Raw genomic sequence first — 16,789 nt, 5'->3', positions numbered from 1 at the left:
CTATATGCTTCATTTTCTGGATCAGGGTCACGTTAAACTTACGCCTGAAGTAGGGAAATGTCAGCAATGCCGAGAAACAGTGTGCTTAAACGCTTAAGCAGGGCCAGTCTGTTGGAGCGGATCGCCGGGTCGTCCGCCATCACCATCACCTGATCAAAAAACTGATCCACGGGCGCCTGTAATGTGGCAAGGCTCTGCAGTACCTGCTCATAAGAGGCTTCCGCCATCAGTGGCGCAATCTCATCCGCTTTCTGCTCGATCACCGCATAGAGCGCCTGTTCCTGTGCCGAGTCAAACAGCTCTGGATTGACCGCGGCCGGTATAGTTTGGTCACTTTTCCTCAGTATATTGTGAATGCGCTTGTTGGCTGCCGCCAACGCCTCGGCCGCATCCAGAGTGCGGAAGGCCACCACGGCCTGTATGCGCCGATCAAAATCGGCAATCGAGTCGGGCTGGGTGGCGGCAACGGCTTCGAACAGATCGACCGGGATCTGTTGCTCAAGGTAGATACCTTTCAGGCGTTCCAGCATAAAGCCATAGACCTGTTCGGCACAATCGGGCTCTGTAATCGCCGCTTGCAGTTGCTCCGTGGCCTTTACCAGCAGTTGCCGGAGGCTAAATGTAAGTGAGTGCTCACGTATGATGCGCAGTGCACCCAATGCGGCACGGCGCAGTGCAAACGGGTCCTTGTCGCCGGTCGGTTTCATGCCGATGCCGAAGATCCCGACCAGGGTATCCAGGCGTTCGGCCAGAGAGAGTGCGATGCCGGTGCGGGTCCGGGGCAGGGTATCGCCGGAGAAGCGAGGCATGTAAAACTCGTCCAGCGCCTGTGCGATCTCGTCGGATTCGCCATCCCGTTTCGCCTGGTAGCGTCCCATGATGCCCTGCATCTCGGGAAACTCGAACACCATCTCGGTCATCAGGTCACAACGGCTCAGCATGCCGGCCTTCTCCGCCGCAGCCCGGTCCCCGCCGATCTGGTCGGCAATGATGCCTGCCAGAGCGGCGACCCGGACACTTTTGTCATGCATGGAGCCCAGCTTCTGCTGAAACAGAACGCTCTTGAGGGAGTCGATGCGGCTGTCGAGGGTGCGTTTGCCGTCCTGTTGCCAGAAGAACATGGCATCGCTCAGGCGGGGTCGTACCACACGCTCGTTACCCTCCTTGATCAGTTCCGGCTTCGGACTGTCGATATTGGCTATGGTGATGAAGTGATTCATCAGCCGATCCTGCTGGTCAACCAGATGGAAATATTTCTGGTTCTTCTTCATGGTGCTGATGAGCGCCTCATGGGGTACTTCCAGGAAACGCTCCTCAAAGCCTGCCGAGATGGGTACCGGCCACTCCACCAGACCGGTCACCTCGTCTAGCAGGGCCTCGTCGATTGGCGCCCGGCCACCAATGGCCTCGGCAGTCTGGGCAACCTGCTGGCGGATCTTTTCCCGGCGTTGGTCAAAGTCTGCGATCACCCGGCCCTGTTCCTGCAGTAGCTCGACATATTGGGCCGGATTCTCAATACGGATAGGCTGGGGGTGGTGGAAGCGGTGGCCCCGGGTCAGATTGCCGGCATCGGTATCCAGCAGTCGACAGGGAACCACTTGCCCGCCCAGCAGGAACAGCAGCCACTGTACCGGGCGCACAAACTGCGCCTCTGATGCGCCCCAGCGCATCCGCTTGGGAATGGGCAGGCGGTTGAGCGCCTCCTCGGCAATCGTGGGCAGCAGCTCCGCGGTTGGTTTTCCCTGCTCCTGAAGCTTGTAGACCAGCCATTCGCCCTTATCGGTAGTGAGCCGTTCCAGTTGGTCGACGCTGGTGTTACAGGAGCGGGCAAATCCCTGTGCTGCCTTGGTCGGGTTGCCCTCGGCATCGAAAGCGGCCTGAACGGCAGGTCCCCGGCGTTCGGTCTCGCGATCCGGTTGGGCTGTGCTACAGGCCTCTACCCGCAGGGCGAGCCTTCGCGGGGTGGCATAGGCATGCACCGCTCCATGTTGCAGGTTGGCGCGCTCCAGACCCTCCACAAATGTGGTGGTCAGGGCATCAGAGAGTTTTTTCAGGGCGACCGGAGGCAGTTCTTCGGTACCGAGTTCAAACAGCAGATCGGCACATTGACTCGCGCCTTCCACGGCGCGCTCCCCGCGGGCGGCCTCCGGCCGTCCAATTTCATTCCCGACGAAATTGTCAGCCATGGGCCAGCTCCTTCGAATTCTTCAGCATGGGGAAGCCCAGTTTTTCCCGGGCATCGTAATAGGCTTGGGCGACAGCCCTGGCCAGGGCGCGCACACGCAGTATATAGCGTTGCCTTTCGGTCACCGAGATGGCGTGTCGGGCGTCCAGCAGATTGAACGCATGGGATGCCTTCAATACCTGTTCGTAGGCGGGTAGCGGGAGGCCCAGCTCGATCAGCTTGCTGCTCTCCTTTTCACACTGGTCGAAATAACCAAACAGGAATTCCACATCCGCGTGTTCGAAGTTGTAGGCGGACTGCTCCACCTCGTTCTGATGGAACACATCGCCATAGGTGACCGGACCCTGGGGACCCTGGGTCCAGACCAGATCGAATACACTCTCCACATTCTGCAGGTACATGGCGATACGCTCGAGGCCATAGGTGATCTCACCGGTCACCGGCCGGCAGTCGATACCCCCTACCTGTTGAAAATAGGTGAACTGGGTGACCTCCATGCCGTTCAGCCACACCTCCCAGCCCAGACCCCAGGCGCCAAGCGTCGGCGATTCCCAGTTGTCCTCGACAAAACGGATATCGTGCACCTTGCTGTCGAGACCGAGCATCTCCAGGGAGCCCAGATAAAGTTCCTGGATGTTCAGCGGCGACGGTTTCAGCGCCACCTGGAACTGATAATAGTGCTGCAACCGGTTGGGATTGTCCCCATAGCGGCCATCGGTGGGGCGGCGAGAGGGCTGTACATAGGCGGCATTCCAGGGCTCCGGTCCGATGGAGCGGAGGAAGGTGGCGGTGTGAAAGGTACCGGCGCCCACCTCCATGTCATAAGGCTGCAGGATCACACAACCCTGTTCCGCCCAGTAACGCTCGAGGGCAAAAATCAGGCCCTGGAAGGTGGAGGCGTCAGGGCCATTGTTCGAATTCGTCATGGTTCAGGTTAAGGCTCTATATGAAAAGGAAAAAACGGATCGCGCCAGTATATCGTTTTGGCGCTGGATTGTTGAGTCTTTGACCTTCGGGATCACTCGCCTCATTGACCCGGTGCCATATAAATCCTCGCAAAGACACAAAGATAGCGTATCGGCCCCAGATCCCGGTCTTCCGGTACTCTGGGTGTCTTCGCCAGAACAGTTTTATCAAATGACGCTGCCTGGTTAATCCTGTCACCGATCCAGAGAGCGCGGAAATGGGTCTTGTCAGCCGGTGCGGATGCCCAGCCGGCTTCCGTGAATTGAACATTTCTTTGAAGTGAGGTGAGCCAACAGCATACAATATCAGGCCGAGACGCCTCCAGACTTTAATACCATCATGACTAGACAACGCAAGGCCGTAGCCCTCATCTCCGGTGGCCTGGACTCATTGCTGGCCGCCAAAGTGATCCAGCAGCAGGGAATCCATGTGGAAGGAATCAACTTCTTCACAGGGTTCTGTGTGGAAGGCCACACCCACGCCATACGCCAGAAGGACCGGGCCAGGCCCAAGCGCAACAACGCCCTGTGGGTGGCCGAACAGCTGGGAATCAAGCTGCACATTATCGATATTGTGGAGGAGTACAAGGACATCGTGTTCAATCCCAAACACGGCTATGGGGCGAACCTGAATCCCTGCCTGGATTGCAAGATCTTCATGGTGAAGAAGGCCCAGGAGTGGATGGCAGAAAACGACTTCGATTTTATCATTACCGGTGAAGTGGTCGGTCAACGCCCCATGTCCCAGCGCAAGGACACTATGCCTGTGGTGGCGCGGGATTCCGGGGCGGCGGATCGCCTGGTCCGGCCGCTGTCGGGTCAGAACCTGCCGGCGACCCTGCCGGAGCGTGAAGGTTGGATCTCCCGGGACAGGCTGTACGGATTCAATGGCCGCAGCCGCAAGCCACAGATGGCGCTGGCGGAAGAGTTTGGGCTGAAGGATTATGCCCAGCCGGCCGGTGGCTGCTGTTTTCTGACCGATGCGCAGTATTCGGTCAAGCTGGCCGACTTGTGGCGGGCGCGGGGTGAGAAACAGTATGAGATGGATGACATCATGTTGTTGAAGGTGGGACGGCACCTGCGACCACGGCCGCACTTCAAGGTGATCATCTCCCGCGAAGAGGGTGAAGGTAACTTTCTGCAAGGGTATCGCAAGCAGTTTGTGAGTCTCCTCACCACCAGCCATGCCGGACCGTTGGCACTGTTGGATGGAGCAGTGAATGATGACGATATTGCGCTGGCAGCCCGGTTGGTGGCCCGCTACAGCCAGGGCAAGCAGGAGGATCTGGTGGAATTGACGGTTACCGGACTGGATGGCCGCCAGCAGCAGTTGTCGGTCAAGCCGCTGGGCGCGGACGAGATTCCCCAGGAGTGGTACATATGAAACCTGTGATTGTGGATGCACGGCGGCTGCTCTGCCCGATGCCGGTCATCCGGGTGCAAAACCGGGTCAAGGAGTTGCCACCGGGTACCCGGGTCGAGGCCATCTGTACCGATCCCGGTGCACTCAATGATATTCCGGCCTGGTGTCGCATCAATGGCCATAAGCTGATCGAGACGCGCACGGAAGATAACGAGTACATCATCGTGGTCGAGGTGGGTGAGGACAGCTGACCCAATGAATCAGGTTACCGATCCAAAGCGCCTCCGCTATCAGGCCATCCAACGTGTCACCGTAGTCGGGGTGTTGGTCAATCTGCTGCTGGCTGCGAGCAAGACCATTATCGGTATTGCAGCCCAGTCCCAGGCGCTGGTGGCGGATGGCATACACTCACTTTCCGACCTGTTATCGGATGGCCTGGTCTACTTCGCCGCCAAACAGGCTAATCATGGCCCTGACGAGGCGCACCCTTACGGCCATGGCCGGTTTGAAACTGCGGCGACCCTTGGCCTGGGCATCCTGCTGGTGCTGGTGGCCATCGGCATTACCTGGGATGCGGTGGGGCGGCTGTTTACCCCGGAGGCCCTGCTGCACCCGAAGCCGCTGGCTCTGTATGCCGCCCTGTTCTCCATAGTGGCCAACGAGGCGCTCTACCATTACACGGCGGCGGTGGCGCGCAAAATCAAGTCGGATCTGTTGCAGGCCAATGCCTGGCACCACCGATCGGACGCCCTCTCATCGGTGGTGGTATTGATCGGTGTGGGTGGAACCATGGCCGGACTGCCATATCTGGACGCCATCGCCGCTGTCGGTGTCGGCCTGATGATCGCCAAGATCGGCTGGGATCTGAGCTGGCCGGCATTTCAGGAACTGGTGGATGAGGGGCTGGACGAGGAGCGTCTGGAGAGTATCCGCGCGATTATCCATCAGATCGGCGGTGTCATGGATATCCATATGCTGAGGACCCGCCGGATCGGTGGTGAAGCGAGCGTTGATGTGCATATTCTGGTCGAGCCCTGGCTGAGTGTTTCAGAGGGCCACATGATCGGGCAGATGGTGATCGATCGCCTGCTGGATGAGATTACCGAGGTGATGGACGTCACGGTGCATATCGATCCGGAAGATGACGAGAAGGCAATACCCTGCGAGGGTCTGCCGCTCAGGGCGGAAGCGGAAAAACTGCTGTCGCAGCAGTGGCGCGGTATTCCCGGCGCGGAAAAACGGCGGCGGGTCGTGCTCCATTATCTGGCAGGGAAAATCAATGTGGATGTCTACTTCTCCCTGGACGATTTGTCAGACGGAGAGGCGCAGGAGAAATTTACCCGGACACTCCAGGAGAAGGCGGCCGAGCGGCCGGAATTTGGAGTGGTCAGGGCCTATTATGGGTAACCGCACCATTATGGTGCATATACGGCCGCACTCGCTTTATTTTGGTGCGTCTGGCCTTTGGGGCGAAGCCGGGATGTATCCTGGGGATACGCGGGCTCAACGGGACTGTTACTGCGCAAGGTGTGCTAATCCCCTGTAATCATTTCTGTTTCCCGCCCCCGGTGGAATCGTAGTAAAATCCTCTGTCCGGTTGGGGAGGGGGAGTCAACAGATGCCCTAACCGTGGCACAGTACTTGCTAAACACAGGACATGCTTTGGTGCCCCGTAGGGGTGTTCCAAATCGCAAGAATCTTTCATTGATGGCCACGCTGTGGTCCGCATAATCTCAAATACTAACTGCTGGAGAACCTCATGGCCTCAAAAGTCCTGAAGATGATCAAAGACAACGAAGTGAAGTTCGTCGATTTCCGCTTCACCGATACCCGTGGTAAAGAGCAGCACGTCTCCGTACCGGCTCACACCATCGATGAGGACCTCTTCACCGACGGCAAGATGTTTGATGGTTCCTCCATTGCCGGCTGGAAAGGCATCAATGAATCCGACATGGTACTGATGCCGGACCCCGAGACCGCGGTGCTGGACCTGTTCGCGGATGAAGTGACCCTGAATATCACCTGCGACATCCTGGAGCCCTCCACCATGGAAGGTTACGAGCGTGACCCCCGCTCGGTGGCCAGACGTGCCGAGGCCTATCTCGCCTCCACCGGCATTGCCGACGCCGCATTTTTTGGCCCTGAGCCCGAGTTTTTCATCCTGGACGATATCCGCTGGGGAGCCGACATGAGCGGCGCCTTCTACAAGATTGATTCGGAAGAGGCTGGCTGGAACTCCGAGCGTGTCTACCAGGACGGCAACATCGGCCACCGTCCGGGTACCAAGGGCGGCTATTTCCCGGTACCCCCGGTCGACTCCCTGAACGATATCCGTGCCGCCATGTGTCTGGCGATGGAAGAGATGGGCGTCCCGGTTGAGGTGCATCACCACGAAGTGGCCACTGCTGGACAGTGCGAAATCGGTACCAAGTTCAGCACCCTGGTACAGCGCGCCGACTGGGTGCAGGTACAGAAGTACGTGACCTGGAATGTGGCCCACGCCTATGGCAAGACCGCTACCTTCATGCCCAAGCCGCTGGTGGGCGATAATGGTTCCGGTATGCATGTGCACATGTCCCTGGCCAAGGGTGGCGAGAACCTGTTTGCCGGCAATCTGTACGGCGGCCTGTCCGAGACGGCCCTTTACTATATCGGCGGGGTTATCAAGCATGCGCGTGCGCTGAATGCCTTTACTAATCCCTCCACCAACTCCTACAAGCGTCTGGTACCGGGTTTTGAAGCACCGGTGATGCTGGCCTATTCCGCCCGTAACCGTTCCGCTTCCATCCGTATCCCGTTCGTCAACAGCCCGAAGGGTCGCCGCGTGGAGGTCCGCTTCCCGGATCCTACCGCCAACCCCTACCTGGCCTTTGCGGCCCTGATGATGGCTGGTCTGGACGGTATCCAGAACAAGATCCACCCGGGTGAGGCGATGGATAAGGACCTGTATGACCTGCCCGCCGAAGAGGCCCTGTCCATCCCAACCGTCTGCCACAGCCTGGACCAGGCGCTGGAAGCACTGGATGCCGACCGCGAATTCCTCACCGCTGGTGGCGTGTTCACGGACGATCTGATTGACGGATTCATCCGTCTGAAAATGGATGATGTGACCCGTCTGCGCATGACCACCCATCCGGTGGAGTTCGACATGTATTACAGCCTGTAAACGGACGGTAGTAACCGCGCTAAAAACGCCCCCGATTCGGGGGCGTTTTTTTCCAAGGTGCATCGCCGGGAATGACGCTTGTCACCGTTTTGATACGCCTGATCGAGAGAGCTGTTGAGGCGGCACCGGCAGTGAGCTATCCTCACCCTATGAGAAGCGTCTTCTTCATCTGTTTGATGTCACTGGCACTCTGCGGTCAGGCGGCCATCTATAAATGGGTTGATAGCAGGGGTGACGTGCATTATTCCGATACTCCGACCCGGGATTCCGAGGAGATCAAGCTCTCGGACCCTACCATATACACTCCATCAAGTACCGGTACTCAGAGCGGCAGTGCCGCCACCGGCACAAGGCCGCCCGAGGGCATAAACTACAGCAGTTTCGTTATCCTTGCGCCAAGCAACAATGAGGTAGTGCAAGCGAATGGCGGTTCTATCACCATCCGTTTTCAGGCACAGCCGGGATTGCAATCGGGGCACTATATACAGGCGGTCCTGGATGGGCGGATTCTTGATCAGCGAGTCACCGGCGCGACCCTGCAGCTGAGCAACGTCGAGCGCGGCGGGCATATGGTGCATGCCAGTATCCATGATGCCGCCGGTCGTCTGTTGGTCCGCTCCAATATTGTGCAGTTTTTTGTCCGCCAGGTTTCTCTGGTGGAAGATGGCAAGACCCCAGAGCCGCCGCCCTCCGGTAGCGGTAGCAATGGTGGCGATGCACCCCAGTATAAGCCAGGAGATGCGCCGGACTATTCCGGCAAGCCAGCCGCCAATCCCGGTTCTGATGCCAGTGATTACAATTCACCACGCAAACCCATCTCCTCTACGCCGGGCCAGTCCAATCCGGCCTTCAAGCCCAATTATTAGACCTTTCCCAGCATAAGGCTCGGTACTTTTGTCGGAGACCCTCTGTTTCCGATCAAGCCCCGCCTGAGCTTTCACAGAATTACCTGATTTCTCACCACCACCCACGAAGGGTTCCCCACCCGCGCACAGACCGCTCCTACAGGACACCCCTCGAAACCAATTCCATACCCGGGCATCACCCGCAGATAGCCGATTATTGCCCGTATTTCTGCTCGGTCTCTATTGTCCGCTCCCATCCATGCACTAAAATAGTGCATGGATGGAGTGATGCGCGAACCCGCAGTTGCACCAGATATCCCGCCACTCCTTATTTCACGGCGAAAAGTATGTGCATACGACTCTTGGTTCGTTTTTTGCAGCAGGTAAAGCGATGAAGGATATGATTCACACCACAGAGATTTCCCGGCAACGGATACTCGAGAACCTGAGCAGTGCCGTATTGCTATTCGACCGGTCGCTTTGCCTGCAGTATATGAACCCGGCGGCGGAGATGCTGTTTGAAGTCAGTTTTCGCCACATGCTGGGTAACCCGGCAGAATCACTGATCCAGTGTCCCGAGGGAGTGACCCGCCAGCACCTGGAGCAGGCGTTGCATACCGGTCACCATTTCACCGAGCGTGAACTGAGCCTGCCCCTGCCGGATGGCAAGCGGGCCACCGTGGATTGCACGGTAATACCGCTTACCGACAGTGAGGGCGATGCAGGGTTGCTGGTGGAGATCCAACAGATAGATCGCCAGTTGCGCATCAGCCGTGAGGAGCAACTGCTGTCCCAGCATCAGGCCGCCCAGGAGCTGATCCGGGGGCTGGCCCATGAGATCAAAAATCCGCTGGGTGGGCTGCGTGGCGCGGCCCAGTTGTTGGAGCAGGAGCTGGTTGATCCGGGGCTGTGTGAATATACCCAGATCATTATCAACGAGGCAGATCGGTTGAAAAATCTGGTTAACCAAATGCTGGGGCCTGATCGTCTGCCAAATCTACGGGAAGTGAACATTCACACACTGTTGGAACGGGTACGCAACCTGGTGCAGGCGGAATCCGGGGAGCGGATTTCCATTATCCGGGATTATGATCCCAGTATTCCTGATCTCTACGTGGATAGCGACCGGATCATCCAGGCGTTGCTGAACATCCTGCGCAATGCCGCCCGCGAGATCAGTAACCATCCGGAAGGCCGCATCGTGCTACAGACGCGGATTCTGCGCCAGTTCACCATCGGCAACCGGCGTCATCGCCTGGTGGTCCAGATAGGTATCGAGGACAACGGGCGGGGCATTCCGGAATCGATTCGTGAAAAGCTTTTTTATCCCATGGTGACTGCCAGCGAGGATGGAGTCGGTCTCGGCCTCACCATCGCCCAGTCACTGATCAATCAACACGGCGGGCTTGTGGAGTGCACAAGCGAGCCGGGAAAGACACTTTTCAGTGTGTTGTTGCCAGTGGAGAATCCAAATGCCGCCAACTAACTCTGTCTGGGTCATTGATGATGACCGGTCAATCCGCTGGGTGCTGGAGAAGGCATTCGAGAAAGCGGGTATGGCGGTGAAAAGCTTCCCCAGCGCCGATGGGGTGATGGAGGCGCTGGGTCTTGAACAGCCGGACGTTATTGTCTCCGATATCCGCATGCCCGGCATGGACGGGCTCTCGCTTCTGGAAAGAATTACCGCCGCCCATCCCAATCTGCCGGTGATTATCATGACCGCTCACTCTGATCTGGACAGCGCCGTGGCGGCCTTTCATGGGGGGGCCTTCGAGTATCTGCCGAAACCGTTTGATGTGGATGAAGCTGTTGATCAGGTGTCGCGTGCCTGCCGAAAGAGCCGTAGCAGCCTGGCCCAGGTGGACGAGCTGCAGTCCAGCCCGGAAATTATCGGTGAAGCGGCGGCCATGCAGGAGGTGTTCAGGGCGATCGGGCGGCTGGCCCGCTCCAATATCACGGTGCTGATCAATGGTGAATCCGGTACCGGCAAGGAGTTGGTTGCCCAGGCGCTGCATCGGCACAGCCCGCGCGCCAAACAGCCATTTATCGCCCTGAATATGGCGGCCATTCCGAAGGACTTGATGGAGTCGGAGCTGTTTGGCCATGAGCGGGGTGCCTTTACCGGTGCCCAGGGACGCCGGGTCGGCCGCTTCGAACAGGCGGATGGCGGCACCTTGTTTCTGGATGAGATTGGCGATATGCCACCGGAACTGCAGACCCGCCTGCTCCGGGTATTGGCGGATGGCGAATTTTACCGGGTCGGTGGACATGAGCCGGTGAATGTGGATGTACGTATCATAGCCGCCACCCACCAGAATCTGGAGCAGCTGGTTAAGCAGGGGCGTTTTCGTGAGGATCTCTTTCACCGGCTCAATGTGATAAGGATTCACATCCCCTCACTGCGTGAGCGACGCGAGGATATCGGACTGCTGATGCGTCATTTTCTCTCCCTGGCCGCGGAAGAGCTTGGGGTGGAGAGCAAGACCCTGCTGCCGGAGACCCTGGCTACCCTGGAGCGATTGAATTGGCCGGGCAATGTCCGGCAACTGGAGAACACCGCCCGCTGGCTGACCGTGATGGCCTCCAGCCAGGAGGTGCATATCAAGGACCTGCCGCCGGAACTGCTGGAGTCGGAGGAACCCAAGACCCAAGGCGATGACTGGCGCGCATCGCTGCGCAGTTGGGTGCGCACGCGGCTGCAGCAGGGACATGAGGCGTTGCTGGATGAGGCAACCCCGGTATTTGAAACCATCATGATTGAGTCGGCCCTGGAGCAGACTGGCGGTCGAAAGCAGGACGCTGCTAAACTACTGGGCTGGGGCCGCAATACCCTGACCCGCAAGATCAAGGAGCTGGGTCTTGAAGGTAGTGATGTCTGACAGCAAACTTTTAGGAATATCAAATGGATAGCAGCAGTATTGAATTATCCGGCTCGACCGTTGAAAGCATTCGGGTGGAGGGCGGCACGGTCACTGTGCGATTCTCCCCCGCCCATATTGTCAAGACCATCTCCGGCTCCGTTGAGCGAACTCGCTGGCGACAATCAGGCGAGCTGGTGTTTACCGACGCAGCGGTGGAGGAGGCGCCACCCGAAACCCCCGCTGTCTGCGAGGGTGGGGATGTGGGACAGAGCGTCTATACCTACCGGGATATGATACCGCTGCCGTTCGAGGGTCGGGGCCGGGTCTATTGTGACCTGCGCTTCACCGGGACGGATCAGCATCTGAAGGTGGTCGGAGAGGCGGTTAAACTGAACATGGAAGATCGTCCCTACTACATCGAGCATATCCGCCCGAGCTGACCCCGGGACTGGTCGGTTGCACGGTCCGATTGGATACAGCACCCGGCAGGTACCGGGTGATCGCTAGCGCGGTAATCCCAGACCCCTGATAGGGACCAGCAGCTCCGGTGCATCCCACTCCCGGCTACCCAGGGCCCGGTAAACCAGGCGGCCCTGTGGATCCACCACATAGGTTATCGGCAGGCGCGTGGCCTTCCATTGGGTGGAGACGGTGCTGTCCGGGTCGAGCAGGACAGGAAAATCCAGCGGCTGTTCCTGCAGGAACTTTTCCACCTTGTCGGCCCGCTCGCCTGAATTGATGGCGATCAGCGCAACATCATACTTTTTCAGCCAGGCGGCGGCCCGGTTGAGTGAGGGCATCTCGCGACGACAGGGGGGGCACCAAGTAGCCCAGAAATTGACCACCAGTACCTTACCACGGTAGTCGGCGAGGGATATCCGGTTACCCCCGGTATCCTGCAACGTGAAGGCGGGGGCCTCAGTCGGGGGATCGACCGGGGTCAGCAGGCGGGCGGCGGACGCGGAACCGGCCGTCAGCAGCAGCCCGAGGAGGAGGGTGAAGAAAACCTTCAGCGCATTCATTCAGCTTTTCCAAAAGGTTGGGGTTTACGATTTTCCGGGGGTCAGGTATCAGATGTTCAGCAAGGACTGGGCGTGGGCAATCTGGTCCTTGGCTTGTTCCAGGATCTTCAGGCTCATGCGCGGTGTCAATTCACCCAACTCAAGGCGCCTGTGGGCCGGTACCTCGTCGATCGAGGGCAAATGCCGACCCTTGTTGTCGCCGATATAGCTGTGCAACTGGGCGATAATCACCAGATCGCAGTAATCGGGTGCAGTACCCTTGTTACGCATCCACTCTTCCGCCTCCAGCGCCGTAATGACAAAATCCGAGGGAAAGCCCCATTTATTCAGAATCATGCTGCCGATTTCCGCCCGCAGGATGTGCACCGCCCGGTCCAGCGGTTCCTCGTGCATGGCCTCATCGGGAAAATTTTGCGCATAGTTGAGGATGGCCACAACTCCGATATCATGCAGCAGACCCACCAGCATGGCGTGTTCCGCCTTGAACCGGGAATCCTGTTTGGCCAGAACATAACAGATGGCGGCAACACGTGTGCTGTGTTTCCAGAGCGCCTTCATGCGGTTATTCAGCAGCGCTGAATCGGTCTGGAACAGCTCCCGCAAGGCGAACGAGAGCACCAGTTTGTGGGTCACATCACCCCCCAAACGGACTACGGCACCGCTACAGGTTTCCACCGGATTGCGCCGGCCATAGATTGCGCTGTTTGCCGCCTTGATCAGTTTGGCCGTGATCACGGGATCGATCTGGATGATCTCGGCAATATCATGGGCGTCACTGACACCGTCCTCCAATGCCCGGCCAATGCGGATGGCAACCTCCGGCAGGCTGGGCAGCTTCAACCGGTCCCGCTTCAGGTCGGCCAGCAGCAGGGTTGAGAGTTGATCCTCGAAAGCACTGGATTCGTTCTGAAAATCGCCACTTACCTCATAGCCCTCGACCCCGCTGGCTGAGCCGTGGTTCTGGGCGATATCCTCAAGATAAGCATTGTCTATCACCAGATAGCGCACGGCAGAGTGCGCCATGACCCGGTATTTGCGGGGCCTCAACTGGGCGATGGGTGATTTTGCGGAGGCATCATCGGCCTTGATCTCACGCCGGTGATTATCAGCGGAGTCGAGCACCAGGGTCCCCTGCAGCAAAAAGTAGGTATTGTTATCATCACTGCCGAGCTCGATCAGCACCTCCTTCGGAAGTGCCGTCCTGATTTCGGCAACACCGGCAAGCAGAACCTGCTGCTGTTCGCTGAGCGCCTGCAGCGGGATAAAGTGTTTCAGCTCATCGGTAGTGGGACGAATTGATTTGCGATCCATTTGCTAAACCCTGTAAACGTCTTCCCGTCCTCTCCGGAACCGGGCTCTGATTGATCCGATTGACCTGCACGGAAACAACCTTGGCGGGTTGTAAACTTACCTGTCGGTCTGTTCAGCAGCCGTTTTTTGCCGGCCGGGGACTATTCAGCGTCAAGGTACCGGTCAACTGCCTGACTGATGGCAAGTCGTGTCTTTCAAGATAGGCTTTTATACCATGGTTTATCTTGCCGCAGATCAAGGGGTCATAAAAGAGTGCGGTACCGATGCCGACCGCGCTGGCGCCGGCAATCAGAAATTCAATGGCGTCTTCGGCACTGGTGATGCCACCCTGGCCGATAATGGGAATTCCGTGATCGCGGCACACCTGATAGACCTGATGGACCTTCAGCAGGGCGACCGGTTTGATGGCCGGACCGGACAGTCCGCCCTGATTGTTGCCAATGATGGGTGTGCGACTTTCGATATCGATGGCCATACCCATCAGGGTGTTGATCACCGCGAAGGCATCGGTGCCGGCCTCGATACAGCCGCGGGCGTTGGCGGCGATATCGGTCTGATTAGGCGAGAGCTTGGTGATCAGTGGCTTGCTGGTAAGCCGTCGGCACGCCTCGACCACGCGGGCGGACATGACCGGGTCATTGCCGAAGGCGACACCCCCTTCCTTGACATTGGGACAGGAGATATTGATCTCGATGGCATCGATAGGGGAGTCGTCGAAGCGGCGGGTCACCTCTTCATACTCCTCGATGGTGGAGCCGGAGACATTGGCAATAAACCGGGTTTCGGAAAAGTCGAGGGTCGGCAGGATCTCCCGCACCACCTTGTCCACGCCGGGGTTCTGCAGCCCGATGGCATTGAGCATGCCCTCGGGGGTTTCATAGATGCGGTGCGGCGCGTTACCCAGGCGCGGCTCGCCGGTGGTCCCTTTCAAACAGATCGCCCCCGCATCGCGGTTGCTAAAGCCGGCTACCCGTGTGTACTCTTCGCCGAAGCCGACACAGCCGGAGAGCAGTACCAGGGGTGTGTTGAACCTGAGTCCACAGAAATCAACGGCAAGGGGCGAGTCACTAATCGTCATCAAATGGTTCCAATGTCATGTTTAATGTAGCGCTGTATGAGCCGGAAATCCCGCCCAATACAGGTAATATCATACGCCTCTGTGCCAACAGCGGCAGCCGGCTCCATCTTATCCATCCACTGGGCTTCACCCTGGAGGACAAGCAGTTGCGGCGGGCGGGTCTGGACTATCACGACCTGGCCTGTCTGCAGGAGTATGCGGATATGGCCGAGTTTCTGTCACAGCATGGCCAGCAACGGTTGTTTGCCTGTTCCACCCGGGGCAAGCGCTGTTACAGCCAGGTCACCTATCAGCCGCAGGATATCCTGTTGTTCGGACCGGAAACCCGGGGCCTACCCCAGGCCCTGCTGGACCAGCTGCCGCAGGAGCAACTGATCCGGGTCCCGATGCAGGCAGGCAACCGCAGTCTGAATCTCTCCAACGCGGTGGCCATCATCCTCTACGAGGCCTGGCGCCAACAGGGATTTGCCGGCGCCCGATAGCCGCGTGTTCAGCCGGCCTCGGGTCGGGGATCCCGGTCCAGCAGCGCCTGCACCGCGGTCCGGGGATCGAGACCCTCATAGAGGACGCGCTCAATCTGCTCGGTGATCGGCATCTCCACGCCCAGGGCACAGGCCCGGTGGTAGATCTCCCGGGTGGCCATAATCCCTTCCACCTCCTGACCGATCTCCTGCCTGGCCTGTTCGATGGTCAGTCCACGTGCCAGTGCCAGGCCCATGCGCCGATTCCGCGACTGATCATCGGTGCAGGTCAGTACCAGGTCCCCCATACCTCCCAGGCCGATAAAGGTCTCCATCTTTCCGCCCAAGGCCAGACCCAGGCGCATGATCTCATTCAGTCCCCGGGTGATCAATGCGGCCCGGGCGTTGGCGCCGAAGGCAAGACCATCCGAGATACCGGCACCTATTGCCATGACATTTTTGGCTGCGCTGCCGATCTCCAGTCCGATCACATCATTGCTGGTGTAGGCGCGGAAGCAGTCCGAGTGGAGATAGCCGGCGATCCGCTCGGCGAAATCCGTCGAAGCGGAGGCGACGGTGACGGCTGTCGGCAATCCGGCCGCCACCTCTTTCGCAAAACTGGGGCCGGAAATGACCGCCATGGGGCGCCCCGGGCCCAGAATTTCCTCCGCCACCTCGTGGAGCAGGCGTCCCGAAACGGGTTCCAGCCCCTTGGTGGCCCAACACACTCCGGTAGTGTCCGCCAGCAACGGGGCAACGGTCTTGAGGACTGATGCAAAGGCGTGACTGGGCACAGCGATCAACACCTCATCGGCGCCACGCAATGCCGCCGCCAGGTCAGCCGTCGGAGTCAGCTTTTCCGGGAACTGGATACCCGGCAGAAAGGTGCTGTTTTGACCTTCCTGTGCCAGCTTGTGTACCTCATCAGGCAGATGTCCCCAAAGCCGTACCCGGGCGCCATTGCGCGCCAGCAGGATAGCCAGGGCAGTACCCCAGGAGCCGGCGCCGATGACGGCAAAGACGGGCGGTCCGGACATCGGCAATCAGTGGGTTGCCGGCTCTGCGGCCTGTTGCTGATTAGCCTGTTCATGCCGATGCTGGGCGTACAGCTGATCGAAGCTTACCGGTGTCAACAGGAGTTGCGGGAAACTGCCCTTGCTGACCAGGTCGGAGACGACCTCCCGGGCATAGGGAAACAGAATATTGGGGCAGTAGGCACCCATCATGTGTCCCATCTCCTCCTCCGGGAAGTTACGCACGGTAAAGATACCGGCCTGCTGCACTTCCACCAGATAGGCGGTCTTCTCCGCCAGCTTTGTGGTAACGGTGACCGTCAGTACGACTTCGAACAGGTCATTGTCCAGTTTGGTGACGTTGCTGTTCAGGTTCAGGCTCGACTCCGGTTTCCACTCCTGGGTAAAGATGGCGGGAGAGTTGGGTGTCTCGAAGGAGATATCCTTCACATAAATACGCTGCAGTGAGAACTCGCGGCTCGGTTCGGTCGCTTGGGCATTTTCTGTCATGGCTTGAAT

Annotated in this window: 16 protein-coding genes; 9 read left to right on the top strand and 7 right to left on the bottom strand. The window is 58.6% G+C overall.

Features of this window, described 5'->3' with window-relative positions; translation table 11 throughout:
- Window positions 1-38: 38 nt before the first annotated feature.
- Together glyS and glyQ are read right to left on the bottom strand one after the other, a co-directional pair.
- The gene (glyS, locus tag A3GO_RS0103255) at window positions 39-2,186 is read right to left on the bottom strand and encodes a glycine--tRNA ligase subunit beta (RefSeq protein ID WP_084609720.1); all 2,148 of its coding nucleotides are present in this window, start codon (window positions 2,184-2,186) and stop codon (window positions 39-41) included.
- Window positions 2,179-3,111 (bottom strand): glycine--tRNA ligase subunit alpha, encoded by a 933-nt coding sequence (gene glyQ, locus A3GO_RS0103250; RefSeq protein ID WP_029132178.1) that lies wholly within the window; start codon window positions 3,109-3,111, stop codon window positions 2,179-2,181. Before glyQ ends, glyS begins: the two co-directional genes overlap by 8 nt.
- Window positions 3,112-3,490: 379 nt before the next feature.
- Between glyQ and A3GO_RS0103240 the strand changes: the two genes are divergently transcribed.
- From A3GO_RS0103240 to A3GO_RS0103205, 8 genes are all read left to right on the top strand, one after another.
- On the top strand, window positions 3,491-4,534 hold the full coding sequence (locus A3GO_RS0103240) for a tRNA (5-methylaminomethyl-2-thiouridylate)-methyltransferase (RefSeq protein WP_029132176.1): 1,044 nt from the start codon (window positions 3,491-3,493) through the stop codon (window positions 4,532-4,534).
- A complete protein-coding gene (locus A3GO_RS0103235) occupies window positions 4,531-4,764 on the top strand; it encodes a sulfurtransferase TusA family protein (RefSeq protein ID WP_029132175.1) in 234 nt (77 codons plus the stop codon). The genes A3GO_RS0103240 and A3GO_RS0103235 overlap by 4 nt, the downstream gene beginning before the upstream one ends.
- A gap of 4 nt (window positions 4,765-4,768) precedes the next feature.
- On the top strand, window positions 4,769-5,920 hold the full coding sequence (locus A3GO_RS0103230; protein ID WP_029132174.1) for a cation diffusion facilitator family transporter: 1,152 nt from the start codon (window positions 4,769-4,771) through the stop codon (window positions 5,918-5,920).
- 352 nt (window positions 5,921-6,272) lie between these two features.
- Window positions 6,273-7,679, top strand: a complete 1,407-nt coding sequence (gene glnA, locus A3GO_RS0103225) for a glutamate--ammonia ligase (protein ID WP_029132173.1) — start codon at window positions 6,273-6,275, stop codon at window positions 7,677-7,679.
- A 71-nt stretch (window positions 7,680-7,750) separates the two neighbouring features.
- Entirely contained in the window at window positions 7,751-8,545 is a 795-nt protein-coding gene (locus A3GO_RS0103220) for a DUF4124 domain-containing protein (protein ID WP_084609718.1), read from the top strand.
- A gap of 370 nt (window positions 8,546-8,915) precedes the next feature.
- Complete coding sequence (glnL, locus tag A3GO_RS0103215; RefSeq protein WP_245621652.1) at window positions 8,916-10,010, top strand: nitrogen regulation protein NR(II); 1,095 nt, start codon at window positions 8,916-8,918, stop codon at window positions 10,008-10,010.
- Window positions 9,997-11,403: a nitrogen regulation protein NR(I) gene (gene ntrC, locus A3GO_RS0103210; protein WP_029132170.1), complete on the top strand. Its 1,407-nt coding sequence runs from the start codon at window positions 9,997-9,999 to the stop codon at window positions 11,401-11,403. The genes glnL and ntrC overlap by 14 nt, the downstream gene beginning before the upstream one ends.
- Window positions 11,404-11,426: 23 nt before the next feature.
- Window positions 11,427-11,825, top strand: coding sequence for a hypothetical protein (locus A3GO_RS0103205; protein WP_029132169.1), 399 nt, complete (start codon window positions 11,427-11,429; stop codon window positions 11,823-11,825).
- A 63-nt stretch (window positions 11,826-11,888) separates the two neighbouring features.
- Here the strand turns inward: A3GO_RS0103205 and A3GO_RS0103200 are convergent, their stop codons facing one another.
- The 3 genes from A3GO_RS0103200 to A3GO_RS0103190 form a co-directional block, all read right to left on the bottom strand.
- Window positions 11,889-12,407 (bottom strand): peroxiredoxin family protein, encoded by a 519-nt coding sequence (locus A3GO_RS0103200; RefSeq protein ID WP_029132168.1) that lies wholly within the window; start codon window positions 12,405-12,407, stop codon window positions 11,889-11,891.
- Window positions 12,408-12,455: 48 nt separating this feature from the next.
- Window positions 12,456-13,718, bottom strand: a complete 1,263-nt coding sequence (locus tag A3GO_RS0103195; protein ID WP_029132167.1) for an HDOD domain-containing protein — start codon at window positions 13,716-13,718, stop codon at window positions 12,456-12,458.
- Between the two features lie 112 nt (window positions 13,719-13,830).
- On the bottom strand, window positions 13,831-14,796 hold the full coding sequence (locus A3GO_RS0103190) for a dihydroorotate dehydrogenase (protein WP_157606695.1): 966 nt from the start codon (window positions 14,794-14,796) through the stop codon (window positions 13,831-13,833).
- Between the two features lie 17 nt (window positions 14,797-14,813).
- On the opposite strand from A3GO_RS0103190, the gene trmL reads away from it, so the two are divergent.
- Entirely contained in the window at window positions 14,814-15,278 is a 465-nt protein-coding gene (gene trmL, locus A3GO_RS0103185; protein ID WP_029132165.1) for a tRNA (uridine(34)/cytosine(34)/5-carboxymethylaminomethyluridine(34)-2'-O)-methyltransferase TrmL, read from the top strand.
- An 8-nt stretch (window positions 15,279-15,286) separates the two neighbouring features.
- Here the strand turns inward: trmL and A3GO_RS0103180 are convergent, their stop codons facing one another.
- Together A3GO_RS0103180 and secB are read right to left on the bottom strand one after the other, a co-directional pair.
- Window positions 15,287-16,294, bottom strand: coding sequence for an NAD(P)H-dependent glycerol-3-phosphate dehydrogenase (locus A3GO_RS0103180; RefSeq protein ID WP_029132164.1), 1,008 nt, complete (start codon window positions 16,292-16,294; stop codon window positions 15,287-15,289).
- Between the two features lie 6 nt (window positions 16,295-16,300).
- Window positions 16,301-16,780 (bottom strand): protein-export chaperone SecB, encoded by a 480-nt coding sequence (gene secB, locus A3GO_RS0103175; protein ID WP_029132163.1) that lies wholly within the window; start codon window positions 16,778-16,780, stop codon window positions 16,301-16,303.
- Window positions 16,781-16,789 lie beyond the last annotated feature (9 nt).

This window comes from Sedimenticola selenatireducens DSM 17993 (genome assembly GCF_000428045.1).
GTDB lineage: Bacteria > Pseudomonadota > Gammaproteobacteria > Chromatiales > Chromatiaceae > Sedimenticola > Sedimenticola selenatireducens.
This window is presented reverse-complemented; position numbering and strand designations above follow the sequence as displayed.

Coding starts and splice junctions, on each gene's coding strand:
- A3GO_RS0103195 (WP_029132167.1), bottom strand. CDS start 13,718: ATGGATCGCAAATCAATTCGTCCCACTACCGATGAGCTGAAACACTTT.
- glyQ (WP_029132178.1), bottom strand. CDS start 3,111: ATGACGAATTCGAACAATGGCCCTGACGCCTCCACCTTCCAGGGCCTG.
- A3GO_RS0103205 (WP_029132169.1), top strand. CDS start 11,427: ATGGATAGCAGCAGTATTGAATTATCCGGCTCGACCGTTGAAAGCATT.
- A3GO_RS0103200 (WP_029132168.1), bottom strand. CDS start 12,407: ATGAATGCGCTGAAGGTTTTCTTCACCCTCCTCCTCGGGCTGCTGCTG.
- A3GO_RS0103230 (WP_029132174.1), top strand. CDS start 4,769: ATGAATCAGGTTACCGATCCAAAGCGCCTCCGCTATCAGGCCATCCAA.
- ntrC (WP_029132170.1), top strand. CDS start 9,997: ATGCCGCCAACTAACTCTGTCTGGGTCATTGATGATGACCGGTCAATC.
- A3GO_RS0103235 (WP_029132175.1), top strand. CDS start 4,531: ATGAAACCTGTGATTGTGGATGCACGGCGGCTGCTCTGCCCGATGCCG.
- A3GO_RS0103240 (WP_029132176.1), top strand. CDS start 3,491: ATGACTAGACAACGCAAGGCCGTAGCCCTCATCTCCGGTGGCCTGGAC.
- A3GO_RS0103180 (WP_029132164.1), bottom strand. CDS start 16,294: ATGTCCGGACCGCCCGTCTTTGCCGTCATCGGCGCCGGCTCCTGGGGT.
- secB (WP_029132163.1), bottom strand. CDS start 16,780: ATGACAGAAAATGCCCAAGCGACCGAACCGAGCCGCGAGTTCTCACTG.
- A3GO_RS0103220 (WP_084609718.1), top strand. CDS start 7,751: ATGACGCTTGTCACCGTTTTGATACGCCTGATCGAGAGAGCTGTTGAG.
- A3GO_RS0103190 (WP_157606695.1), bottom strand. CDS start 14,796: ATGACGATTAGTGACTCGCCCCTTGCCGTTGATTTCTGTGGACTCAGG.
- glnA (WP_029132173.1), top strand. CDS start 6,273: ATGGCCTCAAAAGTCCTGAAGATGATCAAAGACAACGAAGTGAAGTTC.
- glyS (WP_084609720.1), bottom strand. CDS start 2,186: ATGGCTGACAATTTCGTCGGGAATGAAATTGGACGGCCGGAGGCCGCC.
- trmL (WP_029132165.1), top strand. CDS start 14,814: ATGTTTAATGTAGCGCTGTATGAGCCGGAAATCCCGCCCAATACAGGT.
- glnL (WP_245621652.1), top strand. CDS start 8,916: ATGAAGGATATGATTCACACCACAGAGATTTCCCGGCAACGGATACTC.